An 18870-nucleotide genomic window follows, 5' to 3' on the forward strand; every position below is an offset into this window, starting at 1 on the left:
CCAGCCGGATGATTCCGATTGGTTCTATGGCTGTGATCCCCAAACCCTGCGCGAACTCTGTGCCTATTGGGTTGACCGCTACGATGTTGATGCGATGGTCAGAGATCTCAACTGTTTTCCGCAGTTCACGACGGAGGTTGATGGGCTGAGGCTTCATTTCGTTCACGTTCGAGGCGAGGCTGAGGGCAAGCGGCCACTGCTCCTGATCCACGGTTGGCCCGGCTCGACTTACGAATTCTGGCCGGCGGTGGAAGCCTTGGCGTTTCCATCTCGTAACGGTGGACGTACCGACGATGCTTTCGACCTCGTCGTCCCATCGCTGCCGGGCTACGGCTTTTCTGCCAAGCCCAACCAGCCGATCGATCCGCGGCGCATCGGTGCACTGTTCAACGCGCTGATGCGCGAGGTCTTGGGGTACGATCGCTACCTCGTTCATGGGACTGACTGGGGTGCAGTGATCGGTCCATGGATGGCGCTGGATCAGGCCAATTCGATCCTCGGCTTGCATATTGATTATCTCGGCACTGTCCCTGAGGACGCGCCGCAGGATGACACCGAGCGACGCTGGATGCAGCAGTTTGCGGACTATGAGAAGCGGCTGGGTGCGTATTCACACCTTCAGTCCACGCGGGTACAGTCACTCGCCTATGCGATGCATAACAATCCCGTGGCCCAAGCCGCCTGGCTCCTCGAGCGCTTTCACGATTGGGCCGACCTGGGCGAACGATCGATCATCGACGTGTTCGGTCACGACCGATTGATCACCAGCATCATGCTTTATGTCATGACCGACACGTTCGCGACATCGACGTGGATCTACACCGCCTCGGAGCGAGAGAAGAGCAAGATGCTACCGAAAGGCCGCCGGATCGAGGTGCCTACCGGCTATGCCTCCTGGCCCGATCCGAGGCACCCAGCGCCACCACGGTCCCTCGTCGAGCGCACCTGCAATCTCGTCCACTGGAGCGAACAACCGCGCGGCGGCCACTTCCCACCCACCGAACAACCGGAGGCGTTCGTCGCCGATCTGCGCGCCTGGGTACGCGGGATCGCCGCGTGACCTCCTGTGCCAAGCACAATGCTTCCACGACGCGAAAGCGCGTCAGGACGTTACTCACTACAGAGGAGTTCGTGATAACATGCGTATCCGTGTCGTCACCCTGAATGTGTGGAATACACAAGGCGATGCGCGCAGGATTTCTCTGATTAATCAGGAATTGCGGGCGCTTCAACCGGATATCATTTCGTTGCAGGAAGTCGTCCAGTCCGAAAATATCCGGATGCTTGACGAAATCCTAGAAGGATTGGACATCGGGTCGACCCATCAAGTGGACCTTCAACGATTTCTTCCGCCCTTTGCCGATCAATATGGTGGGACAGCGATTGCGAGCAAGTGGCCGATGCGGCCGCTAGAGGCGCTGGACCTTCGGCTCGCTGAAGCACCCGATGTGCCTTGGGCGACGCTGGCTGCCGTCGTCGATGTTCCCAATGAAGGCGAAATGCTTTTCATCGCTGCGACGACCGCGTGGCGTCCGAGCGCAGAAGCGGCCCGCGAACGGCAGGTACAGGCGATCGTTGATCTTGATCTCCGCCATCGCCGGGCGCTCCCGACCATTATTGCCGGAGATTTCAATGCCGATCCAGATTCATCAAGTATGAGATTTCTGACGGGTCGTCAGTCATTGGGCGGCCGAAGTGTGCTCTACCACGATGCCTGGGAAATTGCGGGTGAAGGAGTGGGGTTCACGTGGACCAGTGACAATCCCAATGCAAAGGCAGGCATCGATCAGATCATTCGACAGCCGGAATATCATCGCCGGTTCGACTACGTCCTTGTTGGCTCCTGGGATGGTCACCCGAAAGCCCATGCGCTTGTGCATTCCGCGCAGGTCGCCTTTGACAAACCACGGGATGGAATTTGGTTAAGCGATCATTTTGGTGTGGTCGCCGAAATTGACGTGGGCCTTTGATGGGATGGAAAGGCCGTGACCTTCTCATCGATCTCTTCGCAAATCCGAGATACCTGGCTCTTGAAGATACCACTCATGCCCACCGCCTTGACCAGATCGCGCGACACAAGCCCCTTCGAGGCGGCCGGATTGAAAGTGATCAATCCACGGTCCCAATGAAGGTGATATTCAGCCAAGTGCCCTTGAGTCCGATTTCCACCGGGACCGCCGAAGAGGAAATGTCCGAAAACCGTTCGGAAGTCCTACTCATCGCCGCGGAGGATCCAGCGTTGGAAGAGACTTCGCGTGAGCGGCCGCTTCGCCGGAGTAGGGGAAATCCTCACCGAGTTGGCGGTCGCCGTCATAAACTTTGAAGGTCGGTCCCTCGAGCTCAACAATCCTATAACCGTTGACGTACTCGACCTTTGGCGTTTTCCATCCCATTATCAGCTTCCTTCTTAGAATATCTACAGCCGCAGCTTGCGCTCGCCGGCAGGCTACAGCATTCTTTGTCCCGGAATCGCCAAGACGACTTGCACCGCCCATGTTTATCAGGAGGCGCGCTGAACGGCTTCGATCTCGTCGACCTGGTTGCGAAGTGCGGACGACGGATTGCGATCAGCGTCATGTCCGGCCGCCGTGCCAACCGCGAAGTCCACTCCCCGCAGCTAGTCAGTTTCTCCCCAAACCTTATCGCATCTTGCATGGCATCGTAGCTTGTCCGGAACCCTACCTGTCGGGACCTCGCTGGCAAGCTGGCGGCACGCTTATCCACCCTACATCCAATCTCAGCAGGCTTGCTATTCCGGCGCGTTGATCTCGTCGATGTGCCACATGGATCAGCTCGGCTCGTTGACGAAACTGCCAGCTCAAGCTGAACAGCGCTTCCTGGCAGAGTCCTGTATTTCGCGAAGCCGATTTCTTAGTCAAAGAACCGAAACGTTCTCTGCTTTTGATTTCCCGGTCTTGCGATCTTGCCCCAGTTCGAAGCTCACCTTGTCGCCTTCACGGAGTGATCCGCCGCGCTCGAGTGCGGAGACATGGACGAAAACGTCCTGTCCGCCATTCTCGGGCGTGATGAAACCAAAACCCTTGTCGTCGTTGAAAAACTTCACTGTACCAGTCGCCATAAATACCTATTCCCGTGTTCGCAGAGTTGCGGGTGTACTCTATAGCGGGATGACCGCCGTGGATACAATGATCGTCGCGAATATTGCCAACGGGCAACGTGGATACAGAGACAGACGTACGCTACCGCCACCGCAGCGACGGTTTCTGGTAGCCCTAGCAGCATTCGGTGCTGCCGCTATCATCGGCGGTGCCATCGCGAGCCGGCCTCGCGCGGGTGGCGGCAGCCATGCACAGTGGTGTACAAACCGCAGTCCTATCGCGCTTACGGCAACACGGATTCTCCGCGCGCAGGCGTGCGAGTGATCTGTTCATCGCCCTATAGATAAAGCCGTTTCGAACGGGTGCTCTAGTAGCCATTTCTGATGAAACCGCTCAATCGATCGATCGCGCAGCTTCATCCTGGTGTGCCTTCCTGTGTAAAAGTGAGACGCAATTAACCTCTCAGTAACGAAGCCGGAGCATGAGTCTGGGGCTCAATCGCTGAGAGGTTTTGTTATGCGTGTTCCCGGTGGTGCTGTGCTTTTGGTTATCCCGATTATTGCGGTGCTGCTGTTTGGCGCGTCGCTCGCTTGGGACCAGCTCGACAAACTTGATCCCATCGTGACTGGCACGATCCGGTAGAAAGACATTTTCCTCACGTGCTGTTCTTGACACGGCTACGCCGCTGCCGGCGCGCGGTCGAAAGGTCGGGCAGATTGCCATCCAACTGCAGGCCGGTGTGGTCGCGGTCATCAGCCGAGAATTCTCTTTCGATTTCCTTGATCGCCTCGTCGAGCCTGTGCAGTTGGATCGGCAGAGAACCATGCCCAGCAGGCATGTCTGAGCGTGTAAGAAGCCGTTCTACTGCGCGGCGGGCGGAAGCATAGATACGTTGCCGCCCTTCGACCGTGGCGTCGCTGGAGCGCTGGATGGCTTGGCGGAGTACGGAAATAAGTGCTGACATAGGATCCTAGCCGCGATGAGAGCACGAAGCTAGGGCCAGATTGTCAGTCGTCAATCGTGCGAATTCGCGCTAAATCCAACTGTTTACTATTTCCAAGCGCCGATCGACGCATAACCGGCTCGAGGGGCTATTTCCTGAACCAGACATCCCGCATAGGTTTCCGCCGGGCGCTTCGCCGTTCAACCTTTCCTGTTCAGAAAGCTCGCGGCCTAAAGCGACAGCCGCAGCTGCGATTCCGCGGCCGGTGCTAGCCTTCCAGAGAGGACAGGGTGACGCTGAGCAGGCGGATCCCTTTTCGCGGTGGGAAGATTGGTGCGAGCAGCAGGCCGACCACGTTCTCCCCGATCAGGAAGAGATCAGCTCCGGCGTGGGGCAATCACCTCGCGGGATGTATCGCCCCATGCGACGATCAAAGACCGACCCTGAAATCAGCTCTGGTCTTTGCCTTGATTTCTTCCAAGGTCACTCCCTCTGCCATTTCGATCAGCACCATTTCCGGAGCGCCGGTTCTTGCGATCGTGAAAACGCCGAGGTCGGTGATGACGAGATCCACGACGCGCTTGCCGGTCAGCGGAAGATCGCATTCCGGCAAAAGCTTCGACTCGCCCTTGGCCTCATGCTCCATCAGTACCACGACGCGTTTGACGCCGGCGACGAGGTCCATCGCGCCGCCCATGCCCTTGGCCATCTTGCCCGGGATCATCCAGTTCGCGAGGTCGCCGTTGCTGGCCACCTGCATGGCGCCGAGGATCGACAGGTCGATGTGACCGCCGCGGATCATCGCGAAACTGTCGGCCGACGAAAAGAAGCTCGTCATCGGCAGTTCGCTGACCGTCTGCTTGCCGGCATTGATGAGGTCGGCGTCGACTTCATTGTCGAGCGGGAAAGGGCCGATGCCGAGCATGCCGTTTTCGCTCTGCAGCACGACATTGATCCCGTCGGGAATGTGGTTGGCCACCAGCGTCGGAATGCCGATGCCAAGGTTGACGTAGAAGCCGTCCTGAAGCTCACGCGCTGCGCGCGCGGCCATCTGGTCGCGTGTCCAAGCCATTACATCGCCTCCGTCTGTACGGATCTTACGGTCCGCTGTTCGATATGTTTCTTCGCATCGGGAACATGGAGAATTTTCGAGACGAAGATGCCCGGCGTATGGATATGGTCGGCGTCGATCTGGCCGACGTCGACGAGATGTTCGACCTCGGCGACCGTGAACTTGCCCGCGGTCGCCATCATCGGATTGAAGTTCCGGGCCGTCTTGCGATAGACGAGATTGCCTTCGGTGTCGCCCTTCCAGGCATGGACAAGCGATACGTCCGCGGTCAGCGCCATTTCCATGACATATTGCTCGCCGCCGAACTCCCGGATCTCTTTGCCCTCCGAAATGATCGTTCCGACACCCGTCTTTGTGAAGAATGCCGGGATGCCTGCACCGCCTGCGCGTATCCGTTCGGCAAGCGTACCCTGCGGATTGAACTCGAGCTCGAGTTCGCCGGACAGAAACTGTTGGGCGAAGAGCTTGTTCTCCCCGACATAGGACGAGATCATTTTCCGGATCTGGCGCGTTTCCAGCAACAAGCCGAGGCCTATCCCATCGACGCCGGCATTGTTCGAGATGACCGTGAGATCCTTTACGCCGGACAGCTTGACGGCCTCGATCAGCGTTTCCGGTATTCCGCAAAGCCCGAAGCCTCCCGACATGATCACCATGCCGTCCTTCAAGACGCCTGCCAGCGCCTCAGTGGCGCTCGATACTATCTTTCGCATCCCGACCCTCCCACGAAATTACGTTAGTGCGAAACTAAGGCTTGATCGGCCCCGGCGACTAGCCGTATTTATACTGCATGTCTGAAGCTCCAGCATCAATCGCGGATCCGGATCAGAGCCATCGGTTTCTGCTGGCCGATATGCCGGTGCCGATGGTTTATGCAAGGCATCGCATTATTCGCGATTGCAACGTCGAATTCGCGACGCTTTTTGGGCTTCGCCGGGAAGAAATCCTGGACACCAGTTTTGCACGGTTGTACCCGAAGATCGCAGACTTTGTCCGCATTGGTCATTTGTGGCGCAGTCATCTGCCTGCCGGGCAGGTCTTTTATGACGAGCGGATCATGACGAGGGGGGATGGCGGACGCTTCTGGTGCAGGGTGAACGGCCGTAGCCACCATTTGGCCGATCCGTTTGCCGAAGCACTTTATTGTTTCCAAGCGATCAACCGGCCGATCAAAAGCTCGGGTCCTACCTTTACCGACCGCCAGCACCAGATCATCACCCTGGTTGCACAGGGAAAGAGTAACGCAATGATCGCTGACGAGCTCGGACTCTCGAAACGGACGATCGAATCTCATCGCGCGCGACTTATGCAAGCGGTAGGCGTACGCAATTCGGCCGAGCTGATAGCCTGGTTCACGGCAGGTCATAAACGGCAAGGATGAGTTATCCAATCTGTCCGAGCAGAGGTTACATCCTCAGTCAGATTGGGTCGTTACGGTCGGCATTGTGACCCTCGGTTTCACCGGGGGTCTTTCGCTTTTTGGTAGAGCGGAAGATGTGGGCGCCTTATGGCGAATCAGGATGCAACCTGCCGCAGAATCCCGCGCTGGAACGGGCGCGAAATCAAAGTCTCTTTGCGATAAATGCCGAACCCGCTTCGGGTCGGACAGACCAACGGGCCGGGTAGAGTTGCATATCAACCACACGTGCTCGCCTCCAAGCTGTCATAATGGCTTTTTTGTGCTCGGGCTATATTGCCGTGATGCATCGACTTGATACTTGTCAAGGAAACGAGGCTTTTCCAAAGGATACGGGATGCGGAAGCTTGCCCCTTGCGTCTATGTTGCGGTTCTCAGTGCCTGTGCCGCACCGTCGGACGGCCCGACAGCCGGGAGGTTCTATGACGCGACGGATCCCCAGACTGGGCAGAAGATCCCGGTCGCGCGGCTGGCGAATGCACCGATGGAGCCGTTCAACGTTGCTCCGCTTGGCTATTCCGCAGCCGATCCAGGCCTCAGTGTCCTGCGCTCCACGGGGTTTGCGGATAGCCGGCTGCGCCGCGGCGACGTCATCGAGGTCACCATCCTTGATACCGGCGAGGAAGGCATGTTCTCCTCGACCCAGAGCAAGACGCTGAACCTGGGACGCTTCACCGTGGATTCCGCCGGCACCGTGACCTTGCCCTTTGTCGGAAAACAGCGTGTGCTGGAATCCTCGCCGGAGGCGCTGCAGGCGCGGATCGCATCCGGTCTGAAGGGTTCGGCAGTCAACCCGCAGGCAGTGGTTTCCGTCGTCGACAAGCCAACGACCGGCTTCACGGTCAATGGTGATGTCCGTGCGGCCGGCCGTTTCCCGCTTACCGCGCGCAAGGAGCGCGTCCTCGACGCCATCGCGCTCGCAGGCGGCGCTTCCTCCGCGGCAACCGTGACAGTCATTCGCGGCAAGCAGAAGGCCAGCGCGCCGCTCGAGCGGGTGATCAACGAGGATCGCCAGAACATCTACCTCTTGCCGGAAGACCAGGTCTATATCGGCAAGGATGCGCCGTCGTTTACGGCCTTCGGCGCGTTCAAGAGCGTTGGCGAATTCGAGTTCGAGCCAGGCAAGCTCACTCTCATGCAGGCGTTCAGCCGTGCGGGTGGGCTGCTCGACGACCGGGCCGATGCCAGCAATTTCTATGTGGTGCGCAACCAGCCGGTCTATAGCCAGGTTGCTGCGGTAAATGCTGCCAAGAACCCCGGCACCGCCGTCATGACGACCAAGCCGGCGATCTACCGCGTGGACATGAAGGATGTCGCCAATCTGTCGCTGATGCAGCGGTTCAAGATGGCGGACGGCGACATTCTCTATGCCAGCAATTCGGGTCTCGTGGACTTCGCAAAGCTCTTCACGATCTATCAAAAGAGCGCGCCGACGGCCGCCGCTCCGCTGCCCGGCAGCAACTGATCCTAACGCGGTATGTCTTTGCCAAGGCCGCCCAGCAGATGCAGGGCGGCTTTGGCATTTTCGGGCCTCTCCTGCGGTTCCGGCCGCGTCAGTTCCGTTGCGATTTGGCGCAAGCGCTCGACGATGGCGCCGGTCTCTTGGCAATGATCGAGAAGCGCCGACAGGATGAGGCCCGCAGCATGGAGATCCGAACGGCTGTCGAGCGCCTGTCCCGCCAGTTGTTCCGGGGGCGCGAAATGCCGGCGGCCGGCAAAAGCGATGTCAAGATCCCGATGACGGCGCCCCGTTTCAAGCGCTATGCCGAAATCGCCGATCTTCAGCTGCGAGAGATCGTCGTCCCGGTAACGTAGGTTGGAGAGCGACAGATCGCCGTGGACATAGCCGGCCGCATGGATCACATCGAGCCCCCTGAAGATGGCGGCGATGACGTGCATGATATCGCCGACCGAAAGCGGTGTCTCCCGGACAAGGTCTTCAAGGCTGCGGTCGATCCATTCGAGGACCAGAGCCGGGCGGCCGTCGCCAAGCCGCAGAAGCGTCTCCGTCGCGGCCACGTTTGGATGGCGGATCGCGCCTCCGATCCTCGCCTCGTTTAGTAGGAGTTTTCGCGCGACGGGGTCGTCCGCCTGGTCGGGGCGGAGCGTTTTGATGGCGTGCAAGCTCAAGAGGTCGCGATGGCGCGCACGATAGATCCGTGTCGTCGCCCCCTCGTGGACCAGGGCTTCGAGCCCGAACGTATTGGCGATGATCGTCGGGTCGTGACCGGCGAGGCGGTCTTCCCCACGGTCCAGGGCGTCGCGGACCTGATTGATCAGAGAACGGTGTTTTTCCGGGTCGCCTTCCCCGGCAACGGTGAGGGCGTGCCGTAGCGCTGCGAAATTGCGCGCTACCTCCTCAAAATCCGTATCCTCGGGAGGATCAACCACGATCGGCCTTCACGTCAATCACGATGATGCTCAGATTTCCCCGGCAATTCGCGATCAGGGCTTCCTGTGTCAGCGCGGCGGAAACTTCGTCGAGCTCCGTCGAGAGCAGGATTTCCGCGATACTGCGCTCCGACAGGGTTTGGGGCAGCGGATTGCTGCAGAGCAGGAGCCGGTCCCCGGGCTGCAGCCTGTCAATACTGACTTCAGGCATCAGTTGGCCCTTCAGGCCGATCCCGCGGGCAAGAGAGCGCCTCAGACCGATTTCGGTGTGGTCACGCGTGAGGCAACGCATCATGCCGTCACGCAGCAAGTAACAGCGGGCGTCTCCCGCCCAGAGAACAGCGAAGCTATCACGCAGACATGCAAGCGTGACAACGGTGGCCGACGACCCGGATCGTTCGGCGGTCAGGCGGCCGGACTGCAGCACTCCGTGGGCCCGGCCGAACTTTCCCTTGATCTCCTGGACGAGAGCCTCGATCGTTTCCTGGGACGCCGCCCGGCTCAGCATGTCGACGGCGATCCTGCTGGCTTCTAGGGCATCGTTGCCATCGCCGACGCCGTCCATGATCGCGAATATTGACGGCGTTGCCGAGATGAAGATGCTGTCGGCGTTGAGAGACAGGCGTGTTCCGGGGTGGCTGGCATAGCTGTGGAGGAGTTTCAGGCCTGGTGCTTCGGCAGGCGTGGGCTTTGGGTCAGCTGCCGCCCGTTGTTGACGGGGGCTGGGTCTGGGTTGTTCTGCCGCCTTGGCGTCGCCTTCGGCAAGGAGCTTCAGGAAATCCAACGGACCGGGAGCGCCACTGACCCGAAATCCCTTCATGCGCCGGTCGTCCGGATCCATCCGCCACCAAAGCGTTCCAGGCGGCATCAAGCTGCTTTGCTCCACCCCATCGAATTGACCAGGCCGAGGCGGTCTCAGCCGCTTCAGGCCCGTCGTGAAAGTGTCGATGTCGAAATCTTGGCGGGCTGACGTCTCCGCCAGGCCTTCGGTTGCGATGAACCATGTATCGTCGAGGCAAAGGCTGCGCGGATCGCCGGAAAACCCGTGAAGCTCGGCTGCGAGGACAAGAGGAAAGCTGCGGCCGACGCGGTCGAGGCTCGGGACGATGACACCGGCAATGGTTGCCGGTCCCCAAAGGTCTCTTTCGACGATGAAACGCCAGGATGGCATGAATCTGAAACGGCGTTCCCATTGGTTGCCGAACTCTGCCTGGATGGCGTGGAGGCTGGATTGCAACCAGGCATCCAGCGCAGCCTGCAGCTTTCGCCCGAGCCCGGTCGAAACGAAATCGCCATGGCTCGGCAGTTTGCCGAAGAAACCGAGACGGTCGGGTTCCGACGAAATCTGGCCCAGCGTCGCGCGCTCATTCATGGTGGGCCGATCAGAATTGCGTTGGACAAGAGAAGGCATTCAGAGCCTCCAGGCGGAAGGGGTTGAGGACGGAGCCGAACTGGACGTCGAACTCTGCCGTCTGGCCGTTCTGCTGGAATTTGGCGCGGAAGAGATCATTGGCTTGCATGGTGATATTGGCGCCATCGAAGAGGCGGAAGGGAGACCAGTCGCCGTTCTCCGTCAACGCCTGTTGCCAGCCTCCGGGCTGGAAGGCGATGCGCGAAGCGTTGCTTGCCTCTTTCGATGGCCAGGCAATCGATTTCGACTGGATCGGACCGTGGAAATAGACAACGCGTTCTCCCTCGATCTCCAGCATCACTGCATTTGCCCCATCCGAGAGCGACACCGGCTTGATGTTGATGGCAACCGATGGGCTTTCTCCGTCGGCGGCGAAGAAAGCCCGATTAATCTTGTCGGCATTCTCGAACTGAGCGATCGCCTCGCTCGGTATGCTGGTTGAGCCGAAGGTGCCTTTCCAGCCCCAGGGCGAGGAACTGGTGTCGACGAACGGGGCAAGCCTGTCGTTAAAAAACGTCTTGAACAGGCCCTTGGGACCGAACAGGCGGACGAAGTCGCTCATCGCCACGTCGCGCGGGGATTCCCGGTCGAAGGGATAACGGCCCTTGATCACGTTGGCGCAGAAATTTGCGCCCTCGGCAGTCCACGCATCGCTGATGCGCATACGGGCGGACTTGACCGCCAGCGAACCGATATCCGCAGCCACACCCGCCATCCAGGTGTCTATGGGGGCCGGCAAACTGCGCGCCTGCTGCAGGAGGTCCTGGTTGGCGTTCGTCAGCTGACTGTCGACATCGAAGACCTTGGCCACTTCGGCGGTGGAGGTCGTCGCACGCGAGAGCTGATCGTGCACCTTCTGGAGGACCGGTTTTAGTCGAGCGATCTGCGATTTTGGCGCCTCCTGGCTCTGTCCCGCCGGCAATTGGATGGATTGCGGTGGTTCGAGAGCGGCGCGCAGGGAAGCGAAAAGGTCCGGCGCATTTGCTGCGCTGGCGAGCGCAGTGGTCGAGATAGGCAGGCTATCGCCGGCCGCGGACGCGACCTCTGCGCCAGGCCGACGAAGATCCGTGGCGGCGGCGATGGATTTGGCCAAGCTCTCGACCGGATTTGGCTCGCTCGAGAGAATGCGGGTAGTCTCGGCCGCGTCGGCGATCGTCTGCGAAGCCTTGACCCGCAAATCCGCCAACAGGGCAGACCAGCGTTGTTGGAAATTGTCGAAATAAAGCTGCAGCGCGGTCTGAGCGACGGCATCGACGGTCAAATCGGCCGGGTTGGCTTCGCCGCGAACCCAATGCTCTTCGAGCGCTGCTCGCGATGCGTCGGTGATCTTCGGCAGAACGGCCTGGCGATATCCCGTGCTGGAGAAGAGACCCGGCAGGCCTTCCCTTAACGGAAACTTGGTCATCCGTTCGAAAGCCTGTTCTCCGAGCGGACCCAGCGCACCTGCCGGGGTCCAGTCGGCAAGTGCGCGAGACTGGCGATAGTTTGCGAGAATATCGTAGGCCCGGTTCGGGATGCCTTGCGAGCGGATCGTCTCGCGGGCCTTGGTGATCAGGGCGTTGTCGAGTTCGATCGGCGGCAGCCCGCCATGGGCCATGGCGCTGGCGTGCGCGATCAGCGCCTGCCGCGCCGCCGACCTGCCTTCGCCAGGATAAAGCGTCGTGAAGATCTCTTCCGCTTCCTGGGCGACGAAATCCGCATCCATCGGGCCCAACCCGCCAAGCATTCCGTAAAGTTTCAAGGCATCGAAGGTGGTCGCGACTTCATTGCTTTCGGTCATTTCCTTCTGCAGCTGGACGAGTATTCGGGGCAGAAGCAGCGCGTTCAATGCGCGCTGATAGGCGTCGCGCTGGCGGCCCGCCACCTTGCTTTCCTGGTCGAGGCCGAAACTGACCGGCCAAGCGCGCGTCCTGGAAAAATCGCTGGTGGCAGCGGCGAGATTGTCGAGCGCCGGTAGCACACGGAGGAAATCCGAGTCCGTCACGTCGCGCACCGGCACGCCGCGCGCCAATTGTTCGTAGGCATCGATGCGCCGCTCAGCGCTGGCAAGTGCTGCGGTATTCTGGAAATAGGTCGCCGTCCAACTGGCCAGCACGACCGCCAGCACCACGACCGCGGCTGCGTAGGCGCTGCGGCGGAAGAAGACATGCCGGCGGGAGAGCCGTTTGTCACGGACGACCAGCGACGCTTCGTCGAAGATGACATCCTTGAAGAGCCGCGACAGGAAATAACTGCGCCGCGCACGCGTTGTGGTGCCCAGGCTCGTCTCCTCGGCTTGTGTGCCGGAGGCGAAATAAATGCCGCGCAACAGCGGCGGTTCGACCAGTTTCGAGCCGGAGCAAAGTTCGGTCATCACCTCGTGCAAGCGCTCCTTCAGCGCGGCGAGTTCGGCGGGGAAACGGAAGATGCGGCCGCGCAGTTCCAGATTGGGTTCCTGCTGAAGGCGTTCGATCAGCATCGCTCCCACACGCTCTTGCAACAGGGCGAATTCTTCGAGGAAACGGTCTGGCAGGTTGAGTGCCCCATAGCTCTCCTCGAGACCGAACGTCGTACCCCAGACCTGCTCCCGGTCGCTCTTGTTGAAGCCGTCGAAGAATTCCGCGAAGCCGGTCAGGAGGTCGGCCTTGGTGAGGACCAGATAGACAGGAATACGGGCCTGGAGAAACTCGTCGAGTTCCGACAACCGTTGGCGGATCGCCCTGATCTCCTGGCGCTGCGCTTCCGCATCGCGGGTCACGAGGTCGCCGATCGAAAGCGTCAGCAGCGCTCCGTTGATCGGCTGAGATCGACGATATTTGCGCAAGAGCCCGAGGAACCCCTCCCATCCGGCTTTGGCTGTGCCGTTCAAGTCGTCCTGGGTCGTATAACGGCCGGCGGTATCGATCAGGATCGCCTCGTCGGTGAACCACCAATTGCAGTTGCGCGTACCGCCGATTCCCTGCACCGAATTGCTGCCCAACGCATCGCCGAGCGGGAATTTCAGCCCCGAATTGGTAAGCGCCGTAGTCTTGCCGGAGCCGGGCGCACCGAAGATCACATACCAGGGCAGCTCGTAGACATATCCGAAGCGCTTGCGGGTGATGCGGCGCAAGAGCTGCAGCGCTTCCTTGAGACGACTGTGGATTTCACCCACTTCGGCCTGCTGGCTTGCCGCAGCTTCGGCCTCCGCGTCCCGCTCTATGCTCTCGACGAGACGCTTGTCGCGGCGGCGATCGCGAATGATCGTGGAGGCGAGATAGCAGAGCCAGGCGACAACGACGATGCCGATCAACAGCAGCCGTGCGTTGGTGCTCGCCAGCGGTTTGAAATTGCCGTAGGCCGCGAGATAACCATAGAACCAGATGACGACGCAGATTGCCGCCACCCAGATGATCGAGATGAATCTCCGGCCGAGCAGCCCTGCATAGGCCTCCACATAGGAGCGCAGCGTATAAAAGAAGCTCAACGGGTTCATCGCGCAGCTCCTCTCGGCTCTGGAGTGCCCGGGCCAGCCGGCTTTTCGGTTTCGACGGGCGACACCTTGAGGCCCGCGTCGCTCAGCCTTTCGGTCGGATCGGTGAGCACCAGGATTTCCGTGCGGCGGTTCATCTGGCGGCCTTCCTGCGTGGCATTGTCGGCAATCGGATCGCTGTCGGCGCGGCCTTCTGTCAGGATCGCGTCCGGCCCGGCATAGGATGCGAGAATGTCGCCGACCGCCTTGGCGCGTGCCTCCGAAAGATGCCAGTTCGAGGGGAACTGAATGGTGCGGATCGGTACATTGTCGGTATAACCGACGACCACAGCGCGGAACTTTTCTGCCGCAAGCGCGCCACCTATCCTCTGGATGAGATCGTGGAATTTGTCGCTGACTTCGGCACTGCCGGTATCGAAAAGGCCGGAATTGTTGATGCGCACCAGAAGCCGGCCATTCGAATCCGACAGCGTGACGAGCTTCTTCTCGACCTCCGGCTGGAGGAAGGCGAGCAGATTGTCGAGGCGGCTCGGCGGCGGCTCCTGCTTCGGTGGCGGCTGCACCGGCGGTTCGGGCCTGGCTTCGGCGACCGGCTGCCGCGGCTCGGGCGGCCGTTCCGGTGCCTTGATCAGCACACTCGGCGTATCGCGCGGCGGCAGGCTGGCAAGCCGCCGGAAAGTTCCGTCGGAAGCGACGTTCAGCGACAGGCTGAAGAAGAGATAGCCCAGTGCAAAGACAAGCGCGAGTGCGCAGAGCAGCGTCCAGAGCGCCACTGCCGTGCGGAGCGGCTTATGGCGGGCGGAGACTCCCTTCCAGTGGGGCGAAAGTTCCCGCTCGAAGACGCCATACTGGCCGAGCAGGGTCTTGTACAGGCTGTCGCGGATGCGGCCGAGTTCGAGGTTGCCGCGCGGCGAAACCCGGGTACGGCCTTCAAAGGCGAGCGACAGGCAGAGATAGATGAGAAGCAGCAGATCCTTGTTGGCGCCGGGGCTCTGGTGGAAATGGTCAAGCAGGTCAAAGACCCGGTCGCCGCCGGTGACATCCATGTGAAATGTGGAAACCAGGCCGGACCGCGCCCAACCGGCGCGCACGCCCCATGGCTTGCTCAAAACGACGTCGTCGACGGTGGCGCAGACGACATAATGGGCAGCGCGGGCGCGATCAGGACTGATGCGGGCGCTCGCCAGATCGCGTTCATAACGGCCGATGGCATCGACCGCGACCTTGCGGAGCTGATCCATGTCCGGCTGCTCCTCGGTATGCCGAAGCGCATGGGCGAGGTTGAGCAATGGCGCCGCCGAACGCACCACGGTGGGCACGTCCTCCCCGCCGAAGCGGAAATCCCTGACCAGCGCCTCGACTGGCCAGCCGCCTTTCCGGGGCATCTGGCTTCCCGCCTTCTCCGGAGAGTTTTCCGGGAGTTCAAGGACGTCATCCAGCATTTCGGCCATCCTGCGGGCCGACTGTTTTCGTCTGACGCCGTCCTCGGTGAGTTCGACGATGGTCGGCACTTCCTGCCAGGTGGAGGCGGGTTCGTTCTTCATTCTCTAAGGGCCCACAGTTCCATTTCGAGGCCCGGGAATTCGCCTGCGAGGTGCATGGCGATGGCGCCCGAGGTGTCGAGTTGCTTCCAGAGCGGATTCTTGGTGTCGAGTTCGAAATAGATCGTGCCGGAGCGATAAGGCAGCTGGCGCGGCAATACCGGCAGCGGCCTGACAGGAATGCCGGGCAGCGCGACATTGACGAGCTCAGCGATGCGCTCCACCGGGCCGACCTTGATTTGGGCCGGCAATTTGCGGCGGACGTCTTCCGCCGACATTTCCGCCCGGACCGCCAGCACAAAACCGGCATCCTTGAGAAGCGAGCGGTCGTTGATCACGCCGACCCTCACGCCATGGCGACGTTCGGCAAGTTCGATCGAAACTGCCGCCTGCTCGAGCACCGCGGAAAGCGATGCACGCAGATCGTCGAACACCGCTGCAAAGGTCGCCTTCAGGTCGTCGTGCCGGTAGGGGGGGAAATCCGTCGCCCGTTTCCGGTCGGTCGTGAAGGTCGCGAGTTCGCCCGCAAGCTGGATGCAGGTCTCGTAGAATTCGATCGGGTGGATACGGGTGGCGTTTGCGGCAATGTGCTTCAGCATCGGATCGGCGCGGTTGAGGATCTGCAGCAGGAAATAGTCGCCGACCTCGGCGGTGCCGCGAATGGTCGGGTCGCCGATCCTTTCGGCAATCGCCTCGGCGCGGTGACGGACAATGCCGAGCAATTCGGTCATCAGTTCCGTCAGGCGTGCTTCGGCAGCACAGTTGAGGCTGGGCGCGATGAATTCCGGATCGAGGATAACGGCCCTGTCGGAGCGCACCTCGATGATGCGGGCAAGGCCGACCAGGTCATAACCCGCCAGTTCGTCGCCGGTCTTCAGATAACGCATCCTGAGACGGCCGACGTCGATCGGTGCCATGAAATCGGTCTCGACATTGGCATCGGGCGCTTCGTAATGCGAGGCGATCAGTCGGACGCTGTTCAGCTTTGCGCCGCCGTTCATCGCCATCTCGGCCTTGCCCGGCTGTCGCGCGGGCAGGGCGAGATAGACGACAGCGTTCTTGGTGTTTTCGTCGAGATCGAGCGGCGGTGGCAGGTCCGCGTCGAGCGGCGCCTCGAAGGGCGTGCCGTCCGGCATCATGCCGCGCAGGTTGGAGAGGGCGAACTGGCCGATCGCTAGCGCACTGCGGTCGATACCGATCTCAGACACCCCCCAGGGGTAGGGAGACAGCCCGCGTGTCGTGGTGCGGACCAGCCGTTCCGTCCAGCGATCCGCCTGCTGGAAGTGCTGTACGCGAAGGAACATGCCCTCGCTCCAGGCCACCCGGTTCTCATTTCTCATATCTGCCGTCTCCTGCCTGTCGCGTCCGCGCGGCGCGGCTTACTCCGCGATTGACCGCGCGCATCATCGCGTCGCGGAAAATGTCGCGGATCGATTGCGCCCCGCCGTTCTTTTCGAATTGCGCCTTGTAGGCCTGCCAATAGTCCCGATTGCGCGCCCAGCGCAGACCGCGAGGACCGGCATCGATCCGCGCTTCGAGAATACGCGGCTCCATCTGGCTTGCCGCCTCGCGTACGAGATTTTCGAGAGCGGCATTGAGCTTCATCTGCCGGTCGAGAAGGGATGCGGCGCGAATGACGAGCGCTTCCTCTGAGCTCCGGCCGAAAGTCTCGGGCTCCGCATCGAGCAACGGCGGCTCCATCTCGAAAACGGCAAACGCGTTTTCGAGGGCCTCTTCAAGCCGGCTGAGCAACGGCTCCAAGCTTTCTGCAAGCTCGCCTGCCCGGCCGATCGACAGGCGTGGGAAATCATCGAGCAACGGCTCCGCAGGAGGGGCGTTGTCGTTGACGGTCTCCAATGTCTCCACGGAACGGACGCGCAGGGCCGGTGCGGACACATGGGTGGCCGATCCGTGTTCCAGATGGCTGCCATAGTCGGATCCTTCTCCCGTATTCCAGTCGTCCGGAAGGAACTTGGTGGCGGACCGGATTTCGGGCGGGCCGTTCCAGCCGATCTCGACATTGCGGGAGGGGCTGGAGCCTTCCTTTCCGGTTGCGACGGGTATCGACCAATCCTCTGCGACGCGTTCGCCGAGAATGCCTCCCGCAGCACGGCCGCCGGGTGCGATATCTGCGAGGATAGCGGAGATGGTCAAATGTTCGTCGCTGAGCAGGAGGCCGGCCTCGGGGTCCTCCAGGTCTTCATCCCGTTCGCCGGCGATACGGACCTCGAACGCCAGGTTCCCGACTTCCAGCCTCGACTGGTCGGCGAGCCGAACCGTCTCTCCTTCGTGGACAACGAGGCCGTCGACCTTCGTTCCATTGGCGCTCTTGTCTCGCAGCAGGAAGCCTTGCCGGTCCCGTTCGATCGTGCAGTGGAATTTCGAGATCGAACGTTGTTCCTCCGGCAGCTGCCAGTCGCAATCCGGCGCCCGTCCAAGGGTGCGTCGGCCGCGCTCGAAGAACCATTTTTTCGCAGCGGTCGGCGGCATGCCGTCATTGCCAATCGGCTTCAGTTCAAGCCGCATGCCCACCTCCTTGCGATCGTGCCGGGAGACGCTCCATGATCACCGCATCGCCGCTATCCTTCGTCGCGGGTGCAATGCGGGCCCAACTGTTCCAGCCGAGGCGCGGCGGATCGCCGGCGTCCCTGCCGCTTCGGCCGAGTTGGCAAAAGGGGATGTCTTCCTTCCTGAGAATGACCTGAATATCGAAATCGAGGGCCGAGCCGACATAAAGCCGGATCAGCGCGAAGAGCTCGGTGATGTTGCGTCCGCCAGGCGCCAGCGACAGGTAATCAGCGTAACCGAGCGGGCCGATCACGACGCGAAAACCGCCGCTGAAATCGCGGATCGCGGCGCCGGCGGTGGCGTTGACGCCGAGCTGTACACCTTGCGGCCGGCCCATCCGGCTGCGCTCGCCTTCCGGAATCGCAAGCCAGCGGCCGCGGAAGAGTTCGATCTGGACCGGTAGGCCGCTGAATTCCTCCAGCATGGCTTGCAGGTTGGCGGCATTGCGATTGCGCGCAGCAAAAAATCCGGCGAAGCGGAGAATGAGGTCCTCGTCGACGCCGCTTCGTTCCATCAGCCTTCTGGTGCCGAAGCCCGTCAGCGCGCGGAGCGTGGTGATGAAGGCGTTGTCCCCGAGAATGCCGCCCCAGCGCAGCCGGCGCGCTATTCGGTATTTCTCGCAAGCGTCGGCAAACAGTTCCGTCATGCGGGCACTGAAGAGATCAAAGAAACTTGCCAGTGCCTTCGACTTATGGCGCTCTTCGCGCAGGATGATCTCATTGTAGGCGGACGGCATGGAGCCGAGCGGACCGATCAGTCCGGCAAGAGCGCTTCTGACCGATGTTCGCCCCCCCTTGCGCCGGAACCCGCTGACGGCAAGCGGCGCCGGAGAGACGCCCATATGGGATGCTACCTCCAACTCGACCTCTGTATACTCGGCTGCCGCCTGCGCCACGCGAAATGCCGTCACCGGTTCGAAGCGGCCAGGGTCGCGTTCGAGCAAGTCGGCAAGGGCTGTGGCTGGAGCGCCGGATACGGCGTCAGACTTGCGGGTCGTGAGGTCCATGGTCCCTTCGC

Annotated in this window: 16 protein-coding genes and 1 pseudogene; 5 read left to right on the plus strand and 12 right to left on the minus strand. The window is 61.1% G+C overall.

Features of this window, described 5'->3' with window-relative positions; all coding sequences use genetic code 11:
* Together AC1D3C_RS04110 and AC1D3C_RS04115 are read left to right on the plus strand one after the other, a co-directional pair.
* The coding region (locus AC1D3C_RS04110; RefSeq protein ID WP_477482011.1) for an epoxide hydrolase family protein at nt 1-1060 on the plus strand (1060 nt) is incomplete at its 5' end.
* A gap of 79 nt (nt 1061-1139) precedes the next feature.
* The gene (locus AC1D3C_RS04115) at nt 1140-1970 is read left to right on the plus strand and encodes an endonuclease/exonuclease/phosphatase family protein (RefSeq protein WP_477482012.1); all 831 of its coding nucleotides are present in this window, start codon (nt 1140-1142) and stop codon (nt 1968-1970) included.
* 905 nt (nt 1971-2875) lie between these two features.
* On the opposite strand, the gene AC1D3C_RS04120 is transcribed toward AC1D3C_RS04115, so the two are convergent.
* A complete protein-coding gene (locus tag AC1D3C_RS04120) occupies nt 2876-3079 on the minus strand; it encodes a cold-shock protein (RefSeq protein ID WP_040125337.1) in 204 nt (67 codons plus the stop codon).
* A 496-nt stretch (nt 3080-3575) separates the two neighbouring features.
* Between AC1D3C_RS04120 and AC1D3C_RS04125 the strand changes: the two genes are divergently transcribed.
* The gene (locus tag AC1D3C_RS04125) at nt 3576-3701 is read left to right on the plus strand and encodes a hypothetical protein (protein WP_258718730.1); all 126 of its coding nucleotides are present in this window, start codon (nt 3576-3578) and stop codon (nt 3699-3701) included.
* A 13-nt stretch (nt 3702-3714) separates the two neighbouring features.
* Here the strand turns inward: AC1D3C_RS04125 and AC1D3C_RS04130 are convergent, their stop codons facing one another.
* The 4 genes and pseudogenes from AC1D3C_RS04130 to AC1D3C_RS04145 form a co-directional block, all read right to left on the minus strand.
* The gene (locus AC1D3C_RS04130) at nt 3715-4023 is read right to left on the minus strand and encodes a hypothetical protein (RefSeq protein ID WP_477482013.1); all 309 of its coding nucleotides are present in this window, start codon (nt 4021-4023) and stop codon (nt 3715-3717) included.
* 209 nt (nt 4024-4232) lie between these two features.
* Nucleotides 4233-4363, minus strand: a pseudogene (locus tag AC1D3C_RS04135) (DNA polymerase IV); the annotation flags it as partial.
* Between the two features lie 69 nt (nt 4364-4432).
* Nucleotides 4433-5074, minus strand: a complete 642-nt coding sequence (locus tag AC1D3C_RS04140) for a 3-oxoacid CoA-transferase subunit B (protein ID WP_247135118.1) — start codon at nt 5072-5074, stop codon at nt 4433-4435.
* Complete coding sequence (locus AC1D3C_RS04145) at nt 5074-5787, minus strand: CoA transferase subunit A (protein WP_477482014.1); 714 nt, start codon at nt 5785-5787, stop codon at nt 5074-5076. The genes AC1D3C_RS04140 and AC1D3C_RS04145 overlap by 1 nt, the downstream gene beginning before the upstream one ends.
* Nucleotides 5788-5864: 77 nt before the next feature.
* On the opposite strand from AC1D3C_RS04145, the gene AC1D3C_RS04150 reads away from it, so the two are divergent.
* Entirely contained in the window at nt 5865-6455 is a 591-nt protein-coding gene (locus tag AC1D3C_RS04150) for a helix-turn-helix transcriptional regulator (RefSeq protein WP_477482015.1), read from the plus strand.
* A 373-nt stretch (nt 6456-6828) separates the two neighbouring features.
* Entirely contained in the window at nt 6829-7956 is a 1128-nt protein-coding gene (locus AC1D3C_RS04155) for a polysaccharide biosynthesis/export family protein (protein ID WP_477482016.1), read from the plus strand.
* Nucleotides 7957-7958: 2 nt separating this feature from the next.
* Here the strand turns inward: AC1D3C_RS04155 and AC1D3C_RS04160 are convergent, their stop codons facing one another.
* Genes AC1D3C_RS04160 through tssG form a run of 7 tightly spaced genes read right to left on the minus strand, consistent with a single transcriptional unit; the run spans nt 7959 to nt 18859 of the window.
* Entirely contained in the window at nt 7959-8882 is a 924-nt protein-coding gene (locus tag AC1D3C_RS04160; protein ID WP_477482017.1) for a serine/threonine-protein kinase, read from the minus strand.
* Entirely contained in the window at nt 8875-10293 is a 1419-nt protein-coding gene (gene tagF, locus AC1D3C_RS04165; protein ID WP_477482018.1) for a type VI secretion system-associated protein TagF, read from the minus strand. Before tagF ends, AC1D3C_RS04160 begins: the two co-directional genes overlap by 8 nt.
* Complete coding sequence (gene tssM / locus AC1D3C_RS04170) at nt 10265-13747, minus strand: type VI secretion system membrane subunit TssM (RefSeq protein WP_477482019.1); 3483 nt, start codon at nt 13745-13747, stop codon at nt 10265-10267. Before tssM ends, tagF begins: the two co-directional genes overlap by 29 nt.
* A complete protein-coding gene (tssL, locus tag AC1D3C_RS04175; RefSeq protein ID WP_477482020.1) occupies nt 13744-15288 on the minus strand; it encodes a type VI secretion system protein TssL, long form in 1545 nt (514 codons plus the stop codon). Before tssL ends, tssM begins: the two co-directional genes overlap by 4 nt.
* Nucleotides 15285-16625, minus strand: coding sequence for a type VI secretion system baseplate subunit TssK (gene tssK / locus AC1D3C_RS04180; protein ID WP_477482021.1), 1341 nt, complete (start codon nt 16623-16625; stop codon nt 15285-15287). The genes tssL and tssK overlap by 4 nt, the downstream gene beginning before the upstream one ends.
* Nucleotides 16615-17811 (minus strand): type VI secretion system-associated FHA domain protein, encoded by a 1197-nt coding sequence (locus AC1D3C_RS04185; protein ID WP_477482022.1) that lies wholly within the window; start codon nt 17809-17811, stop codon nt 16615-16617. Before AC1D3C_RS04185 ends, tssK begins: the two co-directional genes overlap by 11 nt.
* Nucleotides 17801-18859, minus strand: a complete 1059-nt coding sequence (gene tssG, locus AC1D3C_RS04190; protein ID WP_477482023.1) for a type VI secretion system baseplate subunit TssG — start codon at nt 18857-18859, stop codon at nt 17801-17803. Before tssG ends, AC1D3C_RS04185 begins: the two co-directional genes overlap by 11 nt.
* Between the last annotated feature and the right edge of the window lie 11 nt (nt 18860-18870).

It is taken from the genome of Neorhizobium sp. P1_A6 (assembly GCF_056406795.1).